The sequence below is a fragment of the Actinacidiphila epipremni genome, assembly GCF_012034175.1.
GTDB lineage: Bacteria > Actinomycetota > Actinomycetes > Streptomycetales > Streptomycetaceae > Actinacidiphila > Actinacidiphila epipremni.
In genome coordinates this window covers 37,170-57,005 of sequence record NZ_JAATEJ010000008.1, presented here as the reverse complement: position 1 = coordinate 57,005, position 19,836 = coordinate 37,170, and the positions used below count along the sequence as shown (strand labels likewise).

At 72.1% G+C, this 19,836-nt stretch carries 16 protein-coding genes; all 16 read right to left on the bottom strand.

Annotated elements, in window-relative coordinates:
- Positions 1–16: 16 nt before the first annotated feature.
- The 16 genes from HCN08_RS12920 to HCN08_RS12845 all read right to left on the bottom strand — a co-directional run bounded on the left by HCN08_RS12920 (position 17) and on the right by HCN08_RS12845 (position 19,336).
- Positions 17–1,480 carry an aspartate aminotransferase family protein gene (locus HCN08_RS12920; protein ID WP_167983165.1) on the bottom strand — a complete coding sequence of 488 codons (1,464 nt, stop codon included), beginning with the start codon at positions 1,478–1,480 and terminating at the stop codon, positions 17–19.
- Complete coding sequence (gene dxs, locus HCN08_RS12915; RefSeq protein ID WP_167983164.1) at positions 1,477–3,477, bottom strand: 1-deoxy-D-xylulose-5-phosphate synthase; 2,001 nt, start codon at positions 3,475–3,477, stop codon at positions 1,477–1,479. Before dxs ends, HCN08_RS12920 begins: the two co-directional genes overlap by 4 nt.
- Positions 3,478–3,599: 122 nt before the next feature.
- Positions 3,600–4,628: an adenosyl-hopene transferase HpnH gene (gene hpnH / locus HCN08_RS12910; RefSeq protein ID WP_167983163.1), complete on the bottom strand. Its 1,029-nt coding sequence runs from the start codon at positions 4,626–4,628 to the stop codon at positions 3,600–3,602.
- Positions 4,629–5,240, bottom strand: a complete 612-nt coding sequence (locus tag HCN08_RS12905) for a phosphorylase family protein (protein WP_167983162.1) — start codon at positions 5,238–5,240, stop codon at positions 4,629–4,631. It lies immediately after the preceding gene.
- A 3-nt stretch (positions 5,241–5,243) separates the two neighbouring features.
- Positions 5,244–7,259 (bottom strand): squalene--hopene cyclase, encoded by a 2,016-nt coding sequence (shc, locus tag HCN08_RS12900; protein WP_167983161.1) that lies wholly within the window; start codon positions 7,257–7,259, stop codon positions 5,244–5,246.
- 98 nt (positions 7,260–7,357) lie between these two features.
- Entirely contained in the window at positions 7,358–8,428 is a 1,071-nt protein-coding gene (locus HCN08_RS12895; RefSeq protein WP_167983160.1) for a polyprenyl synthetase family protein, read from the bottom strand.
- Complete coding sequence (gene hpnE / locus HCN08_RS12890) at positions 8,425–9,834, bottom strand: hydroxysqualene dehydroxylase HpnE (protein ID WP_167983159.1); 1,410 nt, start codon at positions 9,832–9,834, stop codon at positions 8,425–8,427. The genes HCN08_RS12895 and hpnE overlap by 4 nt, the downstream gene beginning before the upstream one ends.
- Before the next feature lie 161 nt (positions 9,835–9,995).
- Positions 9,996–10,943 (bottom strand): presqualene diphosphate synthase HpnD, encoded by a 948-nt coding sequence (hpnD, locus tag HCN08_RS12885; protein WP_167983158.1) that lies wholly within the window; start codon positions 10,941–10,943, stop codon positions 9,996–9,998.
- Positions 10,940–11,809: a squalene synthase HpnC gene (hpnC, locus tag HCN08_RS12880; RefSeq protein ID WP_167983282.1), complete on the bottom strand. Its 870-nt coding sequence runs from the start codon at positions 11,807–11,809 to the stop codon at positions 10,940–10,942. Before hpnC ends, hpnD begins: the two co-directional genes overlap by 4 nt.
- Positions 11,810–12,170: 361 nt before the next feature.
- Positions 12,171–12,983, bottom strand: a complete 813-nt coding sequence (locus HCN08_RS12875) for an ABC transporter ATP-binding protein (protein ID WP_167983157.1) — start codon at positions 12,981–12,983, stop codon at positions 12,171–12,173.
- Positions 12,970–13,899 carry an ABC transporter permease gene (locus HCN08_RS12870; protein WP_167983156.1) on the bottom strand — a complete coding sequence of 310 codons (930 nt, stop codon included), beginning with the start codon at positions 13,897–13,899 and terminating at the stop codon, positions 12,970–12,972. Before HCN08_RS12870 ends, HCN08_RS12875 begins: the two co-directional genes overlap by 14 nt.
- Before the next feature lie 82 nt (positions 13,900–13,981).
- Entirely contained in the window at positions 13,982–14,866 is an 885-nt protein-coding gene (locus HCN08_RS12865) for a glycosyltransferase family 2 protein (protein WP_167983155.1), read from the bottom strand.
- 16 nt (positions 14,867–14,882) lie between these two features.
- Complete coding sequence (locus HCN08_RS12860; RefSeq protein WP_167983154.1) at positions 14,883–15,662, bottom strand: CDP-alcohol phosphatidyltransferase family protein; 780 nt, start codon at positions 15,660–15,662, stop codon at positions 14,883–14,885.
- Entirely contained in the window at positions 15,640–16,701 is a 1,062-nt protein-coding gene (locus tag HCN08_RS12855) for an iron-containing alcohol dehydrogenase family protein (protein WP_167983153.1), read from the bottom strand. Before HCN08_RS12855 ends, HCN08_RS12860 begins: the two co-directional genes overlap by 23 nt.
- A complete protein-coding gene (locus HCN08_RS12850) occupies positions 16,689–17,441 on the bottom strand; it encodes a phosphocholine cytidylyltransferase family protein (protein WP_167983152.1) in 753 nt (250 codons plus the stop codon). Before HCN08_RS12850 ends, HCN08_RS12855 begins: the two co-directional genes overlap by 13 nt.
- The gene (locus tag HCN08_RS12845) at positions 17,438–19,336 is read right to left on the bottom strand and encodes a DUF5941 domain-containing protein (RefSeq protein WP_322974411.1); all 1,899 of its coding nucleotides are present in this window, start codon (positions 19,334–19,336) and stop codon (positions 17,438–17,440) included. The genes HCN08_RS12850 and HCN08_RS12845 overlap by 4 nt, the downstream gene beginning before the upstream one ends.
- Positions 19,337–19,836: the final 500 nt, after the last annotated feature.

Sequence of the window (19,836 nt, the reverse complement as noted above, 5' to 3'; positions counted from 1 at the left end):
TCCCCGGACAGAACAGCTAGCGGTTGGCGACCGCCTGCTTGACCAGCGTCTTGCCGAAGTCCCACATCAGCCCGCCGCCGCCGTGCGCGTCGTCCATCACCTCGGTGAAGGCGGCGACGAACCGGTCCACGTCCCGCTCGTCGACGACCAGCGGCGGGATGAGCTTGATGATCTCGACGTGGTCGCCGGAGACCTGCGTGAGGATGTGGTGGCGCTGGAGCAGCGGCACCACCACCATCTGCGCGAACAGCCCCTTGCGGGCCGTCTGCAGCATCGCCCAACGGCTGCGCAGGCCCAGCGACTTGGGCCGGCCGAACTCGATCGCGACCATCAGCCCCCGGCCGCGTACCTCCTTCAGCAGCTCGTAGCGGTCGGTGAGCGCCGCGAGCCGGGTGCGCAGCAGGTCGCCCATCACCCGGGAGTTCTCGACCAGTTGCTCGTCCTCGACGACCGAGAGCGTGGCCAGGCCCGCGGTCATCGCCTGCGCGTTGGAGCCGAAGCTCGCGGAGTGCACGAGCACCCGGTCCATCGAGGAGTAGACCTTCTTGAAGATCCAGTCCCGGCCGAGCGTGGCGCCCACCGGCACGTAACCGCCCGACAGGGTCTTGGCGACCGTCACCAGGTCCGGCTCGACGCCCTCCTCGTGCTCGTACGCCCAGAACTTCCCCGTGCGGCCGACACCGGTCTGCACCTCGTCGCAGATCAGCAGCGCCTTGTGCTTGCGCAGCAGTTCCTGGGCGGCCCGCAGATAGCCCGGCGGCGGGATGTAGACGCCGTGGCCCTGGATCGGCTCGACGATCAGCGCGGCGACGTCGCCGCGCTTCAACTCCCGGGCCAGCGCGTCGAGATCGCCCATCTCGATCGCGGTGTCCGGCAGCAGCGGGGCGAAGCCGTCCTGGAAGCCGGCCTCGCCGTTGACCGACAGCGAGCCGGTGGTCAGGCCGTGGAAGGAGTGCGTGCAGTACAGCACCCGCGGCTTGCCGGTGGCGTAGCGGGCGAACTTCAGTGCCGTCTCGACCGCTTCGGTGCCGCTGTTGCCGAAGAAGACCCGGTCCAGGTGCGGGGTGCGGGCCAGCAGCTTCTCGGCGAGCAGGCCGGGCAGCGGCTGGCAGTCGAAGCGGGTGAGGTCGGCGAGCCCGGCGTCCAGCACGTCGTGCAGGGCCTTGCGGACGACCGGGTGGTGCCGGCCGACGCCCATCACGCCGAAGCCGGCGAGCATGTCGAGGTGGTCGTTGCCCTCGGCGTCCCAGAAGTGGGCGCCCTCGGCGCGCTCGTAGACCCGGTCGAAGCCGATGGTGTGGAGCATGCGCGGGAGCTGGTGGTTGAGGTACTTGGTGTGCAGCTCGTAGCGCTCGGCACCGCGCTGCGCGAGCAGCGTGGCGAGGTCGAAGCCCTTGTGCGGCGTGCCGGGCGCCCCGGCGCCCGCCTGCTCGGCCTTCGGCTGTGCCGGCTCCGTGCCCGTCGGCTCGGACGATGTCATCGCTCACCTGCTCCTTGCGTGCTCTGCTGCTGCTCCGCGCTGCCGCGCCGCTGCTCGGCGGTGCCGTTCCCGGCAGTATGCGGGGCGGGGATCGCGGGGCCGTCCCCGGGGGCCTTGGCCGTGATGCGCAGCAGGGCCGCGCCGATGCCGCCGGCGATCTCGGCGGGGGTCAGGCCGATGTCGGCGAGCAGTTCGCCGCGCTTGGCGTGCGGGAGGAACTGCTGCGGGATGCCGAAGTCCCGTACGGGCACGTCCACTCCGGCGTCGCGCAGCGCCTGCGCCACGGCGGAACCGACGCCGCCGGCCCGGCCGTTGTCCTCGATGACGGCCACCATGCGGTGCCGCGCGGCCAGTTCGGGCAGGGCGGCGTCCACGGGCTTGACCCAGCGCGGGTCGACGACGGTGGCGCCGATCCGCCGGCCGGCGAGCAGTTCGGCGGCCGACACGCCGCAGCCGCCGAGCGCGCCGACCGCGACCAGCAGCACGTCGTCGGCCAGGCCGTCGGCAGGGCGGTGCAGGACGTCCATGCCGCCGACCCGGCCGATCGCGGGCAGCGCGCTGCCGGCGGTCTCCTTGGGGAAGCGGATGACGGTGGGCGCGTCGTCGACGGCGACGGCCTCGCGCAGCTGGGCGCGCAGCTGGTCGGCGTCGCGCGGCGCGGCGATCCGCAGGCCCGGCACGACCTGGAGGATCGACATGTCCCACATGCCGTTGTGCGAGGCGCCGTCCACGCCGGTGACGCCGGCCCGGTCCAGCACGAAGGTGACCCCGCACTTGTGCAGCGCGACGTCCATCAGCACCTGGTCGAAGGCCCGGTTGAGGAAGGTCGCGTAGACCGCGACGACCGGGTGCAGCCCGCCGGTGGCCAGGCCCGCCGCGGAGGTCGCGGCGTGCTGCTCGGCGATGCCGACGTCGAAGACCCGGTTCGGGAAGGCCTGCGCGAAGCCGTCGAGGCCGACCGGCTGGAGCATCGCGGCGGTGATGGCGACGACGTCGGGCCGCTCGTGCCCGAGGGCGAGCATCTCCTCGCCGAAGACGGACGTCCACGACGGGCCGCCGGAGGGCGCGAGCGGCAGGCAGGTGGCCGGGTCCATGGCGCCCACGGTGTGGAAGTGGTCGGCCTCGTCCTGCTCGGCGGCGGCGTAGCCGCGGCCCTTCTCGGTCAGGACGTGCACCAGGACGGGCCCGTGGAAGCGGCGGGCGCGGCGCAGCGCGGACTCCACGGCGGCGATGTCGTGGCCGTCGATCGGGCCGACGTACTTCAGGCCCAGGTCCTCGAACATGCCCTGCGGCGCGAAGGCGTCCTTGAAGCCCTTCTTGGCGCCGTGCAGGGACTCGTAGAGCGGCTGGCCGATGACCGGGGTCTGCTGGAGGACCTGCTTGCCCCAGGACAGGAAGCGCTCGTAGCCGTCGGTGGTGCGCAGCGTCGCCAGGTGGTTGGCGAGGCCGCCGATGGTGGGCGCGTAGGAGCGCTCGTTGTCGTTGACGACGATGATGAGCGGGCGGTCGCGGGCGGCGGCGATGTTGTTGAGCGCCTCCCAGGCCATGCCGCCGGTCAGGGCGCCGTCGCCGATGACGGCGACGACGTGGTCGTCGCGGCCCTTGAGCTCGTTGGCCTTGGCCAGTCCGTCGGCCCAGCCGAGGACGGTGGAGGCGTGGCTGTTCTCGATGACGTCGTGCTCGGACTCGGCCCGCGAGGGGTAGCCGGACAGGCCGCCCTTGCTGCGGAGCTTGGAGAAGTCCTGGCGCCCGGTGAGCAGCTTGTGGACGTAGGACTGGTGGCCGGTGTCCCACAGGACGCGGTCGCGCGGGGAGTCGAAGACGCGGTGCAGGGCGATGGTGAGCTCCACCACGCCCAGGTTGGGGCCGAGGTGGCCACCGGTCCTGGCCACTGCCTGGACCAGGAACTGCCGGATGTCAGCGGCCAGTTCGTCGAGCCGGCCGTCGGGCAGAGCCTTCAGGTCGTGCGGGCCGGTGATTGTCTCCAGCAACGACATGTATGGACCTCGTTCCTGCCGGGATTGCTCTGGTTCACCGGACGCTGTCGGCCGGTGGCAGTGCGGGGACGAACCACCGGCCGCTTTCCCCGGCCGGTGGCTCGTACCCTGTCAACCGGAGGTCACTTCGCGCGGTTGGACGCGACGGTCTCCCGCGCGGCGCGGATGGACTCCTTGAGCGAGCCCATCGTCGCCAGGACGGCGGTGGGCTCGTAGCCGCAGTGGGCCATGCAGTTGTCGCAGCGGGCGTCCTTGCCGCGGCCGTACTTGTCCCAGTCGGTCTTCTCGATCAGGTCCTTGTACGTCGGCACGTAGCCGTCCGCCATCAGGTAGCAGGGGCGCTGCCAGCCGAAGAGCGAGTAGTTCGGGATCGCCCACGCGGTGCAGGGGAAGTCGGCCTTGCCCTCCAGGAAGTCCAGGAAGAGCGGGCTGTGGTTGAGCCGCCACTTGCGCCGGTTGCCGTGGTCGAAGGCCTTCTTGAACAGCTCGCGGGTCTGCGACACGCCCAGGAAGTGCTCCTGGTCGGGGGCCTTCTCGTAGGCGTAGGCGGGCGACAGCATCATCTCGTCGACCTTGAGGTCGTCGTTGAGGAAGTTCATCACCTCGATGATGGTCTGGGGCGTGTCGGTGTTGAAGAAGGTGGAGTTGGTGGTGACGCGGAATCCGCGCCGCTGGGCCTCCTTGATCGCGGCGACGGCCTCGTCGAAGGTGCCTTCCTTGGCCACCGACTCGTCGTGCCGCTCACGCATACCGTCGATATGCACGGTGAACGCGAAGTACGGCGAAGGGGTGAATTTGTCGATCTTCTTCCGCAGCAGCAGTGCGTTGGTGCAGAGGAAGACGAACTTCTTCTTCGCCACCAGCTGGCGCACGATCTCGTCGATCTGCGGGTGCATCAGCGGCTCGCCGCCGGCGATGGACACCATGGGCGCGCCCGACTCCAGCACGGCGCCCACGGCCTGGGCGACCGGCATGCGCTGCTTGAGCACTCCCGCCGGGTGCTGGATCTTGCCGCAGCCCTCGCATTTGAGGTTGCACGCGAAGAGCGGTTCCAGCTCCACGATGAGCGGGAACTTTTCGCGCCGCCGGACCATTTTCTGTTCGAAGAGGTACGACGCGACACGGATGGTCTGACGAAGCGGCATAGCCATCTAGCTCACCTCCGGGGGAGCAGCGGTAGTGCGGTGCCAATCGAGAAAGGCAGGTACAAGATCTCTGAGCACCCGGAATGCGATGATCCCGGTGCGCAGTGTGCCGACACGCACGAGTTCGTATTCGGGCGTGTCGACGACGACGCGTGCCGCGGCGACGTGCCGCGCCCCTTGGGCGAGCGCGGCACGCCGCATGGCGGCGGATTCCATGTCGACGGCGATGGCACCGGTCGCCGCCAGCGCGGTGCGCTCGGCGCCCCGCACGACATGGTCGGACTCGGCCAGCAGGCCGGTGTGCACGGTGTGGCCGGCGGCTTTGAGCGCGGCGGCGAGCACCGCGCTCTCGTGCCCCTCGTCGGAGACCACGACGTCGCCCGGCCGCATGCCCGGGGCCAGGCCCGCGCAGAAGCCGGTGGTGAGGACGGCGGCGTCCCGCAGGCCGGAGTCGGCGAGCGCGGCACGTACCGCCGTGTCCGCGGCTGTCGGTCCCATGCCGGTGCGCAGCACGGTGACCGGGTGTGCGGCGGCGCTCCTGGCCGTTCCCCTGCGCAGCGCGAAACGCTCGATGCGCAGGGCGCACACCACCAGCAGCGGTGGGAGGGGATGCCCCACGAACTAGGCCCCCTTTCCCGCGACCGCGGTGAGGGCGGTGTGGCCCGCGGCCCCGAAGGGCTCGCTGCGGGCGTAGCGCCCCAGCGCGGTGAGCGGGAAGACCATCCGGTAGAGGTGGTAGTTGATCGAGAAGTCCCGGGGGAAGCCGGTGCCGGTGAAGTACGGCTCGTCCCACGAGCCGTCCGGCAGTTGCGTCTCGGCCAGCCAGCGCACCCCGCGCGCGACGGCGTCGGTGTCCCGGCGGCCGGCCGCGAGCAGCGCCATGAGCGCCCAGGCGGTCTGCGAGGCGGTGGAGTGCCCGCGGCCGGCCCATTCCAGGTCGGAGTACGAGCGCAGGTCCTCGCCCCAGCCGCCGTCGGCGTTCTGCACCGACTCCAGCCAGCCGACGGCCCGGCGGATCGCCGGGTGGTCGGGGCCCAGGCCCGCCGCGGCGAGCGCGGGGACGGCCGAACCGGTGCCGTAGATGTAGTTGACGCCCCAGCGGCCGAACCAGGAGCCGTTCTCCTCCTGCTCGGCCAGCAGCCATTCGATGCCGCTGCGGGCGTGCCGGTCCTGCTCGATGCCGAGCGCGGCCATCATCTCCACCACATGGGCGGTGACGTCGGCGGACGGCGGGTCGATGACCTCGCCGAAGTCGCAGAAGGGCAGCCGGTTGGGGAAGGGGCTGGTGTTGTCGGCGTCGAAGGCGCCCCACGCGCCGTTCTTGGACTGCATGCCGACCGTCCAGCGCACCGCCCGGTCCACGGCGGTGTCCACCCGGGCCTGGTCGGGGTGGGCGACCCGGCGCAGTGCCAGCACGACCTCGGCGGTGTCGTCGATGTCGGGGTAGTTGTCGTTGTGGAACTCGAAGGCCCAGCCGCCCGGGGGAAGCTCCGGGCGCTGCACCGACCAGTCACCGGGCCGGGTGATCTGCTCGTCCAGCAGCCAGTCCGCGGCCTTGATCATCGCCGGGTGGTCGGCGGGGACACCGGCGTCGGCGAGCGCGATGGTGGCCAGGCAGGTGTCCCACACCGGGGACTGGCAGGCCTCGATCATCCGGACACCGTCCTGCGGCCAGACGGCGAAACGATCCAGCGACTCCAGTCCGGCCTTGAGCACCGGGTGGTCGAGTTCGTAGCCGAGCAGGTGCAGGGCGATGACGGAGTAGACCGCGGGCGGCTGGATGCCGCCCCAGCAGCCGTCGGCCTCCTGGCGCTCGATGATCCAGCGGGCGCAGGCGTTCATGGCGCTGCGCCGCACCATGCGCGGGCTGAAGCGGCGGTAGACGTGCAGTACCTGGTCCAGCCGCTGGAAGACGCCGTCCCAGCTGGTGAGCGGGGCGCGGCGCTGCTTGGTGCTGGGCCGCCGGGGGTCCAGGTGCAGCTCGTCGATGCCGAAGGGCGCCGGGCGCACCGGGCGCAGCGCGCCGACGATGGTGAGCGGCACGATGGTCTGCCGGGCCCAGCAGCCGAAGGAGTAGATGTTCAGCGGCATCCACTTGGGCAGGTAGATGACCTCCGGCGGCATCTCCGGCAGGTCCTTCCAGTCCCACCAGCCGAACAGCGCCAGCCAGATCCGGGTGAAGACCCGGGTGGCGGCCACCCCGCCCTCGGCGCGCGACCACTTGGCGGCCAGCGACATGTGCGCCTCGTCCGGCGAGTCGCCGGCCAGCCGCAGCGCGACATACGCCTCGATGGTCGCCGACAGGTCGCCGGGCCCGCCGTGGAAGGTGGGCCAGGAGCCGTCCTCGCGCTGCTGGGAGCGGATCCACCGGGCGGAGGCCGCGGTGGTCTCGGCGTCCTGGATGCCGAGGAACTGCCGCAGCAGCAGATCCTCGGCGTCCATGGTCACATTGGTTTCGAGGTCGCCCTTCCACCATCCGTCAGGGTGCTGCCGTGCCAGAAGGTGGTCTGCGGCGCGCTGCACGGCACGCTGCGCCGCCGCCTCGGTGTCACCGGCCGGGAGCTCCGGTTCCGAGGTGCTGGCCGAAGGTGTCCGGTGGGTTGGCGAACCTGGACTGCCATCGGTCGTCGCTGTCATGGCTTCCCCTTTGCAGTTGAGACTTCTGCGGTGTTGGGGCGGCCGTCGGCCGTCACATGCGAGGGACCGGCGACGTCAGCGCTCCACGTTGGTGTTCTCTACTTCTCGCGGACCACCACAAAATCCGCAAGACCCACGAGCTTACGTTTAATTTCTTCCGGCATGTCCATTTTGTCCAGTGCGGCGATGGCAGTCGCATACTGCCTCCTGGCCTCCTCGGAGGTCCATTCCCGCCCACCGGCTTCTTCGATCAACGCCGCACGCAGGGCGAACTCTTCCTCACTGAAGGCACCGTTTTCAGGATTCTTCGCATCCGCCGCGAGAAGTTCGCCGAGTTTCTCCGACGCCGGGCCGCCGGCGGCCAGCGCGGCGACCACCGGAAGCGACTTCTTGCGCTGCCGGAGGTCGCTCCAGGTCTGCTTGCCGGTGCTCGCCGGGTCGCCCCAGATGCCCAGCAGGTCGTCGATCGCCTGGAAGGCGAGACCGAGGTGGTAGCCGTACTCCTCCAGGGTGTCGGCGTCGGCCTCCGAGGCCCCGCCGAGCACCGCGCCGATGGAGGAGGCGCAGGCCAGCAGCGCGCCGGTCTTCTTGCCCTCCATGTCCAGGCACTCCTGGACGGTGACCCGCTCGCGGTGCTCGAAGGAGATGTCCTGGGCCTGACCGTCGATCAGCCGCCGGGTGGCGGTGGTCAGCCGGCGGGTGGCGCGGCCGGCCTCCGGGGTGCCGAGCTCCAGCAGGATCTCGTTGGCCAGCGCGAACAGCGCGTCGCCGACCAGGATGGCCTGCGCGGGGCCGTGCACCTTCCACACCGTGTCCCGGTGCCGCCGCTGCTCGTCACCGTCCATCAGGTCGTCGTGCAGCAGGGAGAAGTTGTGCACCAGCTCCATCGCGACCGCGCCGGGCACCCCCGTCTCGGCCGGCGCGCCGGCGGCCTCGGCGGACAGCAGCGCGAGCGCGGGGCGTACGGCCTTGCCGCCGTCGCCTTCCGCGGGCCGCCCGGTCTGGTCGATCCAGCCGAAGTGGTAGGACGCGACGGTGTCCATCGGGGGCGCGAGGCGTGCGACGGCCGCGCGGAGCACTGGTGTGGTCAGGTTGCGGCCGTTCTCCAGTAGCGCGATGACGCCGGCAGCGGTCACGATCTCTCCTCGGGTTGCACCAATAGCACTCATGCCGCCTCCAGGACGCCGTCGTCAACCGGCAGCCCGAGGGCGGACAAAGCTTCTGCGGAGGCGTGCAGACCGCTGCGCACCGCGCTCTCCATCGTCGCGGGCCAGCCGGTCGCGGTCCACGCGCCGGCCAGGTACAGGCCGGGGGCGCGGGTCACGGGCCCGGGCCGCAGCGCGCCCACCCCGGGGGTGGGCGCGAAGGTCGCGGTGCGCTCGCGGGTGACGAACACCTCGCGGACGCCGGCACCGCGGGCGGCGGGCAGGACTCGTTCGAGTTCGGGCAGGTAGCGGTCGCGCAGGGTGGCGACCGGCAGGTCGATCTCGTCCTCGACGGCGGACTGCGAGACGGCCACGTACTGGCCGCCGCCGGTCAGCCCGGAGCTCTGCGTACGGTCGAAGACCCACTGGACGGGGCTGCCCACAGCCGCGACGAAGGGCTGCGGGAGCACCTGTCTGTCGTAGATCACATGAACATTCAGGATGGGCGCGGTACCGATCTGCAACAGCTTTTCCGGATGCTGGACAGCGCCCTCCGGCAGCAGGGCGTGCGCCTCACGCTGCGGGACGGCCAACACCACGATGTCGGCGGTCAGTTCGGTGCCGCGACCGGGCCCGGTCTCCAGCGCCACCTGCCAGCCGCCGGTCACGTCCGGGGTGAGCCGGGAGGCGCGGGTGCGGGTCATGGTGACCACGCCGGCCTTGTCCAGCGCGATCCGGCCGCGGCCGTCGTGCAGATCACCGAGCGGCGCACTGGCCCAGCCGATGTCGGCGGCGCCCGGGTCGGTCAGCAGCCCGGTCTTGAACACCATCGCGGCCAGCGCCAGCGAGGAGTGCGCGGCGGTGGCGTTGAGCGTGGCGACGCCGACCAGGTCCCACAGCGCCTCGATCGTCCGGGCGGACTGGCCGCGCGCGGCCAGCCAGCTGCCGAAGTCCACCTCGTCCAGCGCCGGGTCGGCCAGGTCCAGTCCGCGCAGCGCCAGCGCCGCCCGGCCGACCGAGGCGCGCTCGCGCAGCGACAGGTGCGGATAGCGCGCCAGGCTCGCCGCCAGATGCAGCGGCACCGGCAGGTTGGCCCTGGTCAGCCGGCCCGTCCGGCCGGTCTGCGCGTCGTAGACCGGGACCTCCAGGCGGTCCTGAAGGGTCACCAGGTCACGGGCGTCGATCCGGTCGAGGAACCACTGGTAGGCGGTGCAGCAGCGCAGGAAGACATGCTGCCCGTTGTCGACCGTCAGATCGCCGCGCTTGAAGGAGAACGCGAGTCCGCCCAGCCGCGGCCGGGCCTCGGCGAGCGTGACGGCGACACCGGCGTCGGCCAGCCGCAGCGCCGCGCTGACGCCGGCCAGGCCGCCGCCGACGACCACCGCGGTGCGGCCGGGCGGGTGCCCGGGCACCTCATGTGACCTGGTCATTCAGCCTCCCCTCCGGCCGGGCGCCCTGAGCTCGCGGCGCGCTGTCGCGGGAAGTGACGCGGTGGGCGGCTGCCAGGTTGCCTGGGCCGCGCGCACCGCGGGGTGCTGACGCCGTGTCCGCCGCGGCGGGTGGCCTGGGCCCGCGGCGTCGCGGGCCGATCTCACCTGTCCCCCCGGGAGGTACGGGCGGCGGTGCGGCGGGCGTCCACGCCGGCCAGGCCGCGGACGGCGACGTACGCCTTCTCCCGGCCGGACAGCGAGACCCGGCCGCGCAGCACGGCGTCGGGGTCGGCGGCGATCCGGTCCAGCAGCCGGCGGTAGATGCCGGCCATGGCCGACACGCAGGCGCCGCTGCGCCGGTCGAGCATCGGCAGCAGCCGGTATCCGGTGGCGAAGAGGCTGCGGGCGCGCCGCACCTCGAATTCCACCAGGCCGGCGAAATCGGATCCGGGCGGCGCGGTGTCGCTGTGGAAACCGGCCGCGCATCCGAATTTGGCCAGATCCTGGGCGGGCAGATACGTGCGTCCGTTGGCGGCGTCCTCCCGGACGTCGCGCAGGATGTTGGTGAGTTGCAGAGCAAGGCCGAGCGTGTCGGCGTATTCGGCGGCACGTACATGATCGTGCCCATTTACGGTGCCGAACACGCCCAGCGACAGGCGTCCGATGGCCCCCGCCACACAGCGGCAGTAAAGCGCGAGGTCGTCCCAGGTCTCATAGGACTCGCCCCGGACATCCATCAGGACGCCGTCGATGAGTTCGTCCAGACCTTCGAGCGGAATGGGGAATACCCGGGCGGCGTCGGCGAGCGCCACGGCGACCGGGTCGGTGTCGTCCTCGCGGACCTCGCCGCCGCGCACCCGGGTGAGCAGCTGCCGGGTGGCCTCCAGCCGGTCGATTTTCTCGGCGGGCCCGAGATCGCCGTCGCCGATGTCGTCGACCCGCCGGGAGAACGCGTAGAGGGCGGACATGGCCTGCCGTTTGGCGGTCGGCAGCAGACGGATGCCGTACGCGAAGTTGCGGGCCTCGTGGCCGGTCACGGTCTCGCAGTACCTGTATGCGGCAAGTACCGGTCCGGACGTGTGGGCGGAACCGTTCACGGTCCTGCTCACCCCTCTCTTCGCAATGTCGACCCCACTTCGCGCAGCAGGCCGCTCTTGGTGGCTTTGGGCGAACCCGCGAGGACGTCGTATCCGGCGCGCTCGACCGATTTCAGCGCCGCGCGACCGCCGCCGACGAATCCCGCGAGCAGCAGCCGAAGCCTGCCACGGACGCTACCCACCAGGGGGGTACCTTCATACAACAGCTCGCGGGCACGTTCGGCCTCGAACGCGACCAGTGCCTTCACCTGCGGGCCGGCCTGCGGTTCCGCCAGGTCGGCCTCGTCCACCGCGTAGCGTTTCATGTCCTCCGCCGGCAGATACACCCGGTCCCGCGCCAGGTCCTCGGCGACGTCCTGGATATGCTCGACGATTTGCAGCGCGGTGCACACCGCGTCGGAGCGCCGCACCCGCTCCGGGGTGGAGGTGCCGGTGATGGACAGCACGAGCCGCCCCACCGGGTTGGCCGACAGCTCGCAGTACGCCAGCAGGTCGCCGTAGCTGGCGTAGCGGCTGATCTGCTGGTCCTGGCGGTTGGCGGCGATCAGGCCGAGGAAGGGCTCGGGGGTCAGGGCGTGCTTGCGCACGGTGGGCCGCAGGGCGCGCAGCAGCGGGTGCGACGGGCCGGCCGTTCCGCCGTCGAAGACCCGGCGCAGGTCGGCCTCGAAGGCGTCCAGCATCGCGATCCGGTCGGCGGCGGCCTCCGGTTCCAGGCCGAGCAGTACGGCGTCGGGCCGGCCGCCGTCGGCGAGGTCGCCGTCGCCGATGTCGTCCACCAGACGGGCGAATCCGTAGACGGCCATCAGGTCCTGGCGCCAGGCGCGCGGCAGGAAGACCGGCGCCACGGGGAAGTTCTCGCGCGCGGCCTTGTCCAGCACGGCCCGGGACGTGACGTCCCCGGTCACCGCGGGCTGCCCGGCAGACAGGCGGGATACGTGCCCCGGAGCAGGATGGTCCCGTTCGTCATGGCCGCCACATCCCCCGTTTTACACCGCCCGGACGAATCTTCCCATTTCGGACACGCCGCCGCGCCGGGCGTCCCGCACCCGGTATCGATCATGAAAGGGCTCCCCAGCACCGGTACAGCTTACGTCGGGCCACCCTCTGGCGTACGCCGGGGGCGTCACGGGCGGCAGCGGTGACAACACGAAGCCCCCGCCGGTTCTTCCGGCGGGGGCGTACGCCGTCGCGGCGCCGCGGCCCGGGGTGCGCCCCGGCCGCCCGCGGGCTGCTTCGCGCCTACTTCCCGGTGTGCGCCTCGTAGGCGGTGAGCACCTCTTCGGTCGGGCCGTCCATCAGCAGCTCGCCCTTCTCCAGCCACACCACCCGGTCGCAGGTGTCGCGGATGGCGGAGTTGCTGTGGCTGACCAGGAAGACGGTGCCGGCCTCCTTGCGCAGCTCGCGGATGCGGGCCTCGGAGCGCTTCTGGAACTGCCGGTCGCCGGTGGCCAGCGCCTCGTCGATGAGCAGCACGTCGTGGTTCTTGGCCGCGGCGATGGAGAAGCGCAGCCGGGCCGCCATGCCGGAGGAGTAGGTGCGCATCGGCAGCGAGATGAAGTCGCCCTTGTCGTTGATGCCGGAGAAGTCGACGATGCCCTGGTAGCGCTGCTGGATCTCCTCCTGCGACATGCCCATGGCCAGCCCGCCCAGCAGGACGTTGGTGGCGCCGGTCAGGTCGTTCATCAGCGCGGCGTTGACGCCCAGCAGGGACGGCTGGCCGTCGGTGTAGATCCGGCCGCTCTCCACCGGGAGCAGGCCGGCGATGGAGCGCAGCAGGGTGGACTTGCCCGAGCCGTTGGAGCCGATGATGCCGATGGCCTCGCCGCGGTAGGCGGTGAAGGTGACCCCGCGCACCGCGTGCACCCTGCGCACGTTGGGGTTGCCGCCGCGCCGCAGCACCAGCCGCGCGAGCGCCGTCGCGGCGTTGCCCTTGCCGGTGCCGGCGCCGTAGACCTTGTAGACGATGTGCACGTCGTCCACGATCACGGTCGGTACGCGGGCCTGGGCCGTACGCGTGCCTTCCGCGAGGGGCTGCTGCTCAGCCACGGCCATACTGCTCCTCCGCCTTCCAGAAGTAGACGTAACCGCCGACCCCCGCCACCGCGGCCCAGCCCAGTGCGATCAGCCACACGTGCGGCGGGAGCTGCGCGGAGGTGAAGCTGTCGATCAGGGCGAACCGCGCGAGGTCGATGTAGACGGTGACCGGGTTGATGTCCAGCAGGACCTTGATGACCGTCGGGGAGTGCTGTGTGAGGTTGTCGATGCTGTACATGACGCCCGAGGTGTACATCCAGGTGCGCAGGATGAACGGCATCAGCTGTGCCAGGTCGGTCATCTTACTGCCGAGCCTGGCCATGACCATGGCCACGCCGGTGTTGAAGATCCACTGGGTGAGCAGCGCGGGGATCAGCAGCAGCCAGGACGCGTCCGGGGTCTCACCGGTCATCAGCACGATCGCGACCAGCACGAACAGCGACATGATCAGCTGCTGCAGCTGCATCAGCGTGAACGCGATCGGCATCGAGGCGCGGGGGAAGTGCAGGGCCCGGATCAGCCCGAGGTTGCCGGACACCGCCTTGACGCCGGCCATGATCGAGGACTGGGTGAAGGTCCAGATGAAGATGCCGGTGACCAGGAAGGCGATGAAGTTGTCGACGCCCTTGCGGGTGCCGATCAGCACACCGAAGATCAGGTAGTAGACCGCGGCGTTCAGCAGCGGGGTCATGACCTGCCAGAGCTGGCCGAGGCGGGCCTGGGTGTACTGCGCGGCCGTACGTGCCTTGGCGAACTCGTTGATGAAATGTCGGCGGCCCCACAGCTGCCGGGTGTACTCCGCCAGTCCCGGGCGGGCACCGCTGACGCTCAGCCCGTACTTGGCGGCGAGCTGGGAGGGGCTGAGGCCGTCATCGGCCGTGGACGCCGGTGGCGCTCCGACGGCGACCGCACCATTGTGCGTTGTCTCGCTCACAGTTGACACTTTCGTCCTCAATGTGCGCGCGCCGGGGGCAGGGATTCCCGGGCCGCGCCTGATGCTCTCAGGTCCGAGCTTGTCAGATGATCGGCGGTCGGCCCAGCCGGGTCAACCGCCAGACCGTCCGCCACTTCATCGGCCGCCGCGTGCCGCAGGGCGTCGCCCAGCCTTCGCGGAAGCCGCCGAGCCAGGCGCGCAGGGCCGGTCCCGACGGCCGCCGCAGCAGGGTCAGGGCGAACCACACGCCGAGGTAGACCGGCGCCAGCAGCCATGGCAGGTTGCGCCGGGCCAGCCACACCCGGTTGCGGGCCACCATGCGGTGGTAGACCGCGTGCCGGGCAGGTGAGGTCGTCGGGTGGTGCAGTACGAGGTCGGAACGGTAGTCGATCATCCAGCCGGCGTCGAGCGCGCGCCAGGCCAGGTCCGTCTCCTCGTGCGCGTAGAAGAACTCCGCGGGCAGCGGGCCGACCTCCTGGAAGACCCGGGTGCGCACCGCGCTCGCACCGCCGAGGAAGGTGGTCACCCGGGAGCTGCGCATCGGGTCGGAGGCCCGCAGCCTCGGCACGTGCCGGCGCTGGGTGACGCCGGTGTCGGGGTCGGCGATCCGGAAGCTGAGGATGCCCAGCCGCGGGTCGGCGGCGAACGCGGCCCGTACCAGCTCGGCGGTGTCGTCGTGGGGCAGCAGGCCGTCGTCGTCGAGGAAGAGCAGCACGTCGACCTCCCGGCCGTCCGGGCCGAACAGCTCGATGCCGGCGTTGCGCCCGCCGGGGATGCCCAGGTTCTCCGGCAGCTCCGCGGTGCGCACCCCGGGCGGCAGCGGCGGCAGCGGGGCGCCGTTGCCGACCACCGCGACCTGCACCGCCGGGCCCTGCTGCTTGGCCACCGAGTCCAGCAGCAGCTGCAGCTCGACCGGGCGGTTGCCCATGGTGATGACGACCGCGCCGACCGTCAGCGGCTCGCTCATGCCCGCCATATCCACCTCACTTCAGCCTGCTGGAGGCGAGGACCGATACGAGATGCAGCAGGGTCTGCACCAGTGCGATTCCGGCCAGAACCGCGACGCCGAGCCGGGTGAAGAACAGGTCGCCGCGCAGCTGGTCGATCACCGCCAGCACCAGGATCAGCAGCGACGCCTCGACGCCGAGGACCAGGCGGTGGAACTTCAGGGCGGAGGCGGCCCGGCGGGCCAGCGCCACACCCGAGGAGCGCGGCTCGGAGGCCGCCTCCTTGACCGGCGGCAGCCCGCCCTGGTGCCGCGCGACGCCGACGAGGTCGGTCTCGGCCTTGATCAGGACCGCGCCCAGCGCGGCGAGCGTGCCGAGGAACGCCCACAGCCAGTCGATCCGGCCGTCGCCGAACAGGTCGGCGGCCCGCATGCCGAAGCCGACCAGGACGGCGGCGTCGGTGAGGTAGGCGCCGACCCGGTCGAGGTAGACCCCGCTGAGCGAGAACTGCTTCTTCCAGCGGGCGATCTCGCCGTCGACGCAGTCCAGCAGCAGGTAGAGCTGCACCGCCAGCACCCCGAGGACGGCGCCGGGGATGCCGGGCACCAGCAGCGCCGGGGCGGCGAGCACGCCGAAGAGGGTCATCAGGTACGTCAGCTGGTTGGGCGTGACGGACGTGGGCACCAGATGCCGGTCTATGCGCAGCGACAGCTCGCGCATGTAGAGCCGCCCGGCCCAGTGCTCGCCGCTGCGCCGGTCCTTGACGCCCGGCGGGTGGACGACGGGACGCAGTTCAGCTACGGATGGTTTTGGCATAGTCGGCGTACGCGTCCCTGATGTCGGTGGCGGACAGGTCGAGGTGTTCCAGGATCGTGAAGCGGCCCGGGCGGGTCTGCGGGGCGTACCCCACCGCCTGGGCGAACTCCGCCTCGGTGAAGCCCATCTCCGCGGGGAGCACCGGCAGGCCGTGGCGCCGCAGGGCGTCGGCGATCAGGCCCGAGGTCTCCGGTTCGCCGCGCAGGTGCATCGCGAAGGCGGCGCCGAGCCCGACCTGCTCGCCGTGCGCGGCGGCGCGGCCCGGGAAGAGCAGGTCGAAGGCGTGGCTGATCTCGTGGCAGGCGCCGGAGGAGGGCCGGGTGTCGCCGCTGATCGACATGGCGATACCGGACAGCACCAGGGCCTCGGCGAGGGTGCCGAGGAAGTCGTCGTCGCCGATGCCGCCGGGGTGCCGCAGCACCGCCTCGCCCGCGCTGCGGGCCATGGCCGCGGCCAGTCCGTCCACCGGTTCGCCGGTCTCCCGGTGCGACAGCTCCCAGTCGGCGATCGCCGACAGGTTGGAGACCGCGTCACCGATGCCGGCCCGCACATAGCGGGCCGGGGCGTCCCGTATCACCCCGAGGTCGACGACCACGGCGATCGGGGTGGGGACGCCGTACGACCCGCGGCCGTTGTCGTTGTCCAGGGTGGACACCGGGGAGCAGATGCCGTCGTGCGAGAGGTTGGTGGCGACCGCGACCATCGGCAGCCCGACGCGCGCGGCGGCGTATTTCGTCACGTCGATGATCTTGCCGCCGCCCAGGCCCACCACCGCGTCGTAGCGCTTGCCGCGCATGGCGTCGGCGAGCGTGACGGCCGCGTCGATCGTGCCGCCCCCGACCGGGAACCAGTCCGCGCCGGGCAGCTCGGGCGCGAGCGCCTCGCGCAGCTTCGCGCCGGAGCCGCCGCTGACGGCCACGGCGAGCTTGCCCGAGGTGGAGATGCGCTGGTCGGCCAGCAGCCGGGACAGGTCACCGAGCGCGCCGGCCCTGATGTCGACGACGACCGGCGAAGGGATCAGCCGGGTCAGTACTGGCACGCGATCGCCCGCCCCTTGGCGAGGTCGTCGTGGTTGTCGATCTCGACCCAGGAGACCTCGCCGATGGGGGCGACGTCCACGGTGCAGCCGCGGTCGACCAGCTCCTGGTAGCCGTCCTCGTAGTAGAGGTCGGGGTCGCGCTCGAAGGTGGTCCGCAGGGCGTCGGCGAGGTCGGCGGCGGCCTCGGGCTCGATGAGGGTCACGCCGATGTACTCGCCGGTGGCCTGCGCGGGGTCCATGAGCTTGGTGATCCGCCGCACGCCCCGGCCGGGCTCGGCGACGACCTTCATCTCCTCGTCGGCGAGCTTCTTGACGGTGTCCAGCGCCAGGATGATGCGCTTGCCCTCACCCCGGGCGGCCAGCAGCGAGCGCTCCACCGAGACCGGGTGGACGGTGTCGCCGTTGGCCAGAATCACCCCCTGCGCGATGACGTCGCGTGCGCACCACAGGGAGTAGGCGTTGTTCCACTCCTCGGCCTTGTCGTTGTCGATCAGGGTGAGCTTGAGACCGTAGCGGGCCTCCAGCGCAGCCTGCCGCGCGTAGACCGCCTCCTTGCGGTAGCCCACGACGACGGCGGCCTCCGTGAGGCCGATCTCGGCGAAGTTGCCCAGCGTGAGGTCCAGTACGGTCAGGCTCTCCGGCGCGTCCTGCGGGCCGACCGGCACGAGGGCCTTGGGCAGGGTGTCCGTGTAGGGACGCAGGCGCCTGCCTGCGCCGGCTGCCAGCACAAGGCCGATCATGCGGGTTCTCCTGATTCGTCGTGTACGGCTGCGGTGGCCCCGGCCGAGACCCAGAAGCGGATGCTCTCGGTGAGGACCAACAGCGCTATTGCTGTGGCGAGGACCGCCAGCGTGGCCGTGAAGCCCGAGCGGTGTGCGGCGACGGCCGCCGCCAGGGCCACGACCAGCGTGCGGCCCTCGTGTCCGCCGGCGGCCCGCACCAGGGCCCGCGGCGGCGCTCCGGCGCCCCCGCGTATGCGGTACACCGTGTCGTAGTGATGGTAGGCGACGGCCGCCACCAGGCAGAAAGCGGCCGGCAACGCTCCGTTCACCCCACTGACGGCCGCGAGTGCCAGTACGGTTCCGTACTCGCCGGCCCGCAGCAGCGGCGGCACCAGCCAGTCCAGCGCGCCCTTGAGCGGCAGCGCGACGGCAAGGCCCGAGGTCAGGACATACAGCACAGCGACCAGCGCCGGGTACCAGCTGCCGTACGGCGCGAGCGCGGCGGTCGCGGCCACGGCGGCGGCGCCGGCCAGCGCGGCGGCGGGCGCGGTGAACGGCGGCAGCCGGCGGGCGGCCGGGCGCAGCACGCGGGCGACCGCCTCGGCGAGCGGGCCGGAGTCGGCGAGGTCGGCGAGCGCCTGCGCGGCGCGGTCGGTACGGCGGGCCCGCCTGGTCAGCGAGCGCAGCACACGGCCGGCGGTGGTGTAGCAGGCGGCGAGCGCGCAGCCGACGAGCAGCACGACGAAGGTGATCCGCGGGGTGGTGACGGCGGTGAGGACCGCTATCAGCGCCCACCGCTCGCCGATCGGCAGCACTATCATCCGGCGGGCCCACACCGTCCAGCCGACGCTGTCGAGCCGGTCGGACAGCGCGGCGGTGGGGCTGGTGTTGGCGGTGGCGTCGTGGTTGGCCTCGTTGAAGGCGAAGTCGACGACGTGGCGGCAGGTCTGGAGCACCATGGCGCCCAGCGCGAGCGCCCACACGTCGTCGTGGCCCCGGGCGGCGCCGAGCGCGAGGCCGGCGTAGTAGGCGTACTCCTTGGCGCGGTCGAAGGTGGCGTCGAGCCAGGCGCCGAGCGTCGAATACTGCAGCGAGTAGCGGGCGAGCTGGCCGTCGGTGCAGTCCAGCACGAACGAGGCGATGAGCAGGATGCCGGCGGCGACGAAGCCGGCGCGCTCGCCGGTGGCCGCGCAGCCGGCGGCGATCAGCGCGACCAGCAGCGAGGCGGTGGTGACCTGGTTCGGGGTCAGGCCGCGGCGGGCGCACCAGCGGGCGAGGTAGCGCGAGTACGGGCTGATGAAGTGGGTGGTGAAGAAGCCGTCGCGGGACTTGACGGCGCTGCGCAGCCGGACCGACTCCTCGTCGATGGCGGCGACGGCGCCGGCCGCGGCCTCGGCGGCGGCGCTGTCGGCGGGCACCCGGGCGACCAGGACGCCGAGCTCGGGGCGGTGGGGCGGCGCGCCGAGCGCGTCCAGCCGGGCGGCGAGCGCGTCGGGCAGGACGTCGGCGGCCTCGCCGCGGCGCTGTGCGGGGAGGGTGACCCGCCCGGCCGCGGTTCCGGCGCCGGCTCCGTCCGGGGCGGCGGCGTCGGTGGCAAGCGCGGAGGCCGCGGCGGTACGGGCGGCGGGGCCGGTACCAGCAGCCGCGGCGGTACGGGCGTCGGGCCCGCCGGCGCCCGGCTGCGGAGAGGCGGCGGACGTGCCGGCCGCCGCGCCGGGGGCGGGAGCGGTGGGCGCCGGGGTCGCGGGCGGGGTGCCGCCCGCCAGCGCCGCGAGGGCCCGCTGGAGCGCCGGGCGGGCGGCCGGCCGTACGGTCAGGGCGCCGGTGACGGCGGCGGCGTCGAAGCGCGGGTCGGTCAGGGCCAGCCGCAGCGCGTGCCGGTGGCCGCGGAAGCGGCGGTCCACGACGGCCACCCGCTGGTCCGCCGGGATCCCGGCGAGCCGGGCGGCGAGCGCGTCCGGCGCGGCGTCCTGGGCGATCTCGACGACCTGGAACCCCAGCGCCTGCAGGTCGCCGGTCAGCGGCGACGGCGAGCCTGCGGCGGGCGGGCCGGTGAGAATAGCGGTCGGCAGAGGAACCCACTCCCTGAACGTGTGCGGAGGCCATGCCCGCGGGCGGTTTGCGGCGGCGCAGCTGACCGCCCGGCACGACGGCCGAGGCTATCGGATGCACGACAGCGGTCGTTCACCGAGTATTGGCCCAAACTTGGCGCGCATGGCGTGATCATCATGCGCGATCGCCGCCGCCCGGACAACTGCCCGCCCCTCTACGCCGTACGGGTGACCTCGCAGGCGTTTCCCGCACCTGCCCCGCGTGGCTCATCACCGCAGGTCACCGCACATGACAACGGTCTCCAGTACCGGCTTGCCCACCGTGGGTGACCGGTGTTGACTGGGCCGCCGCGACCGGAGAC

Bases quoted from the DNA above. Each gene is read 5' to 3' on its own strand.
- HCN08_RS12920 (WP_167983165.1), bottom strand. From the start codon at position 1,480: ATGACATCGTCCGAGCCGACGGGCACGGAGCCGGCACAGCCGAAGGCC.
- dxs (WP_167983164.1), bottom strand. From the start codon at position 3,477: ATGTCGTTGCTGGAGACAATCACCGGCCCGCACGACCTGAAGGCTCTG.
- hpnH (WP_167983163.1), bottom strand. From the start codon at position 4,628: ATGGCTATGCCGCTTCGTCAGACCATCCGTGTCGCGTCGTACCTCTTC.
- shc (WP_167983161.1), bottom strand. From the start codon at position 7,259: ATGACAGCGACGACCGATGGCAGTCCAGGTTCGCCAACCCACCGGACA.
- HCN08_RS12895 (WP_167983160.1), bottom strand. From the start codon at position 8,428: ATGAGTGCTATTGGTGCAACCCGAGGAGAGATCGTGACCGCTGCCGGC.
- hpnE (WP_167983159.1), bottom strand. From the start codon at position 9,834: ATGACCAGGTCACATGAGGTGCCCGGGCACCCGCCCGGCCGCACCGCG.
- HCN08_RS12875 (WP_167983157.1), bottom strand. From the start codon at position 12,983: ATGGCCGTGGCTGAGCAGCAGCCCCTCGCGGAAGGCACGCGTACGGCC.
- HCN08_RS12865 (WP_167983155.1), bottom strand. From the start codon at position 14,866: ATGAGCGAGCCGCTGACGGTCGGCGCGGTCGTCATCACCATGGGCAAC.
- HCN08_RS12860 (WP_167983154.1), bottom strand. From the start codon at position 15,662: ATGCCAAAACCATCCGTAGCTGAACTGCGTCCCGTCGTCCACCCGCCG.
- HCN08_RS12850 (WP_167983152.1), bottom strand. From the start codon at position 17,441: ATGATCGGCCTTGTGCTGGCAGCCGGCGCAGGCAGGCGCCTGCGTCCC.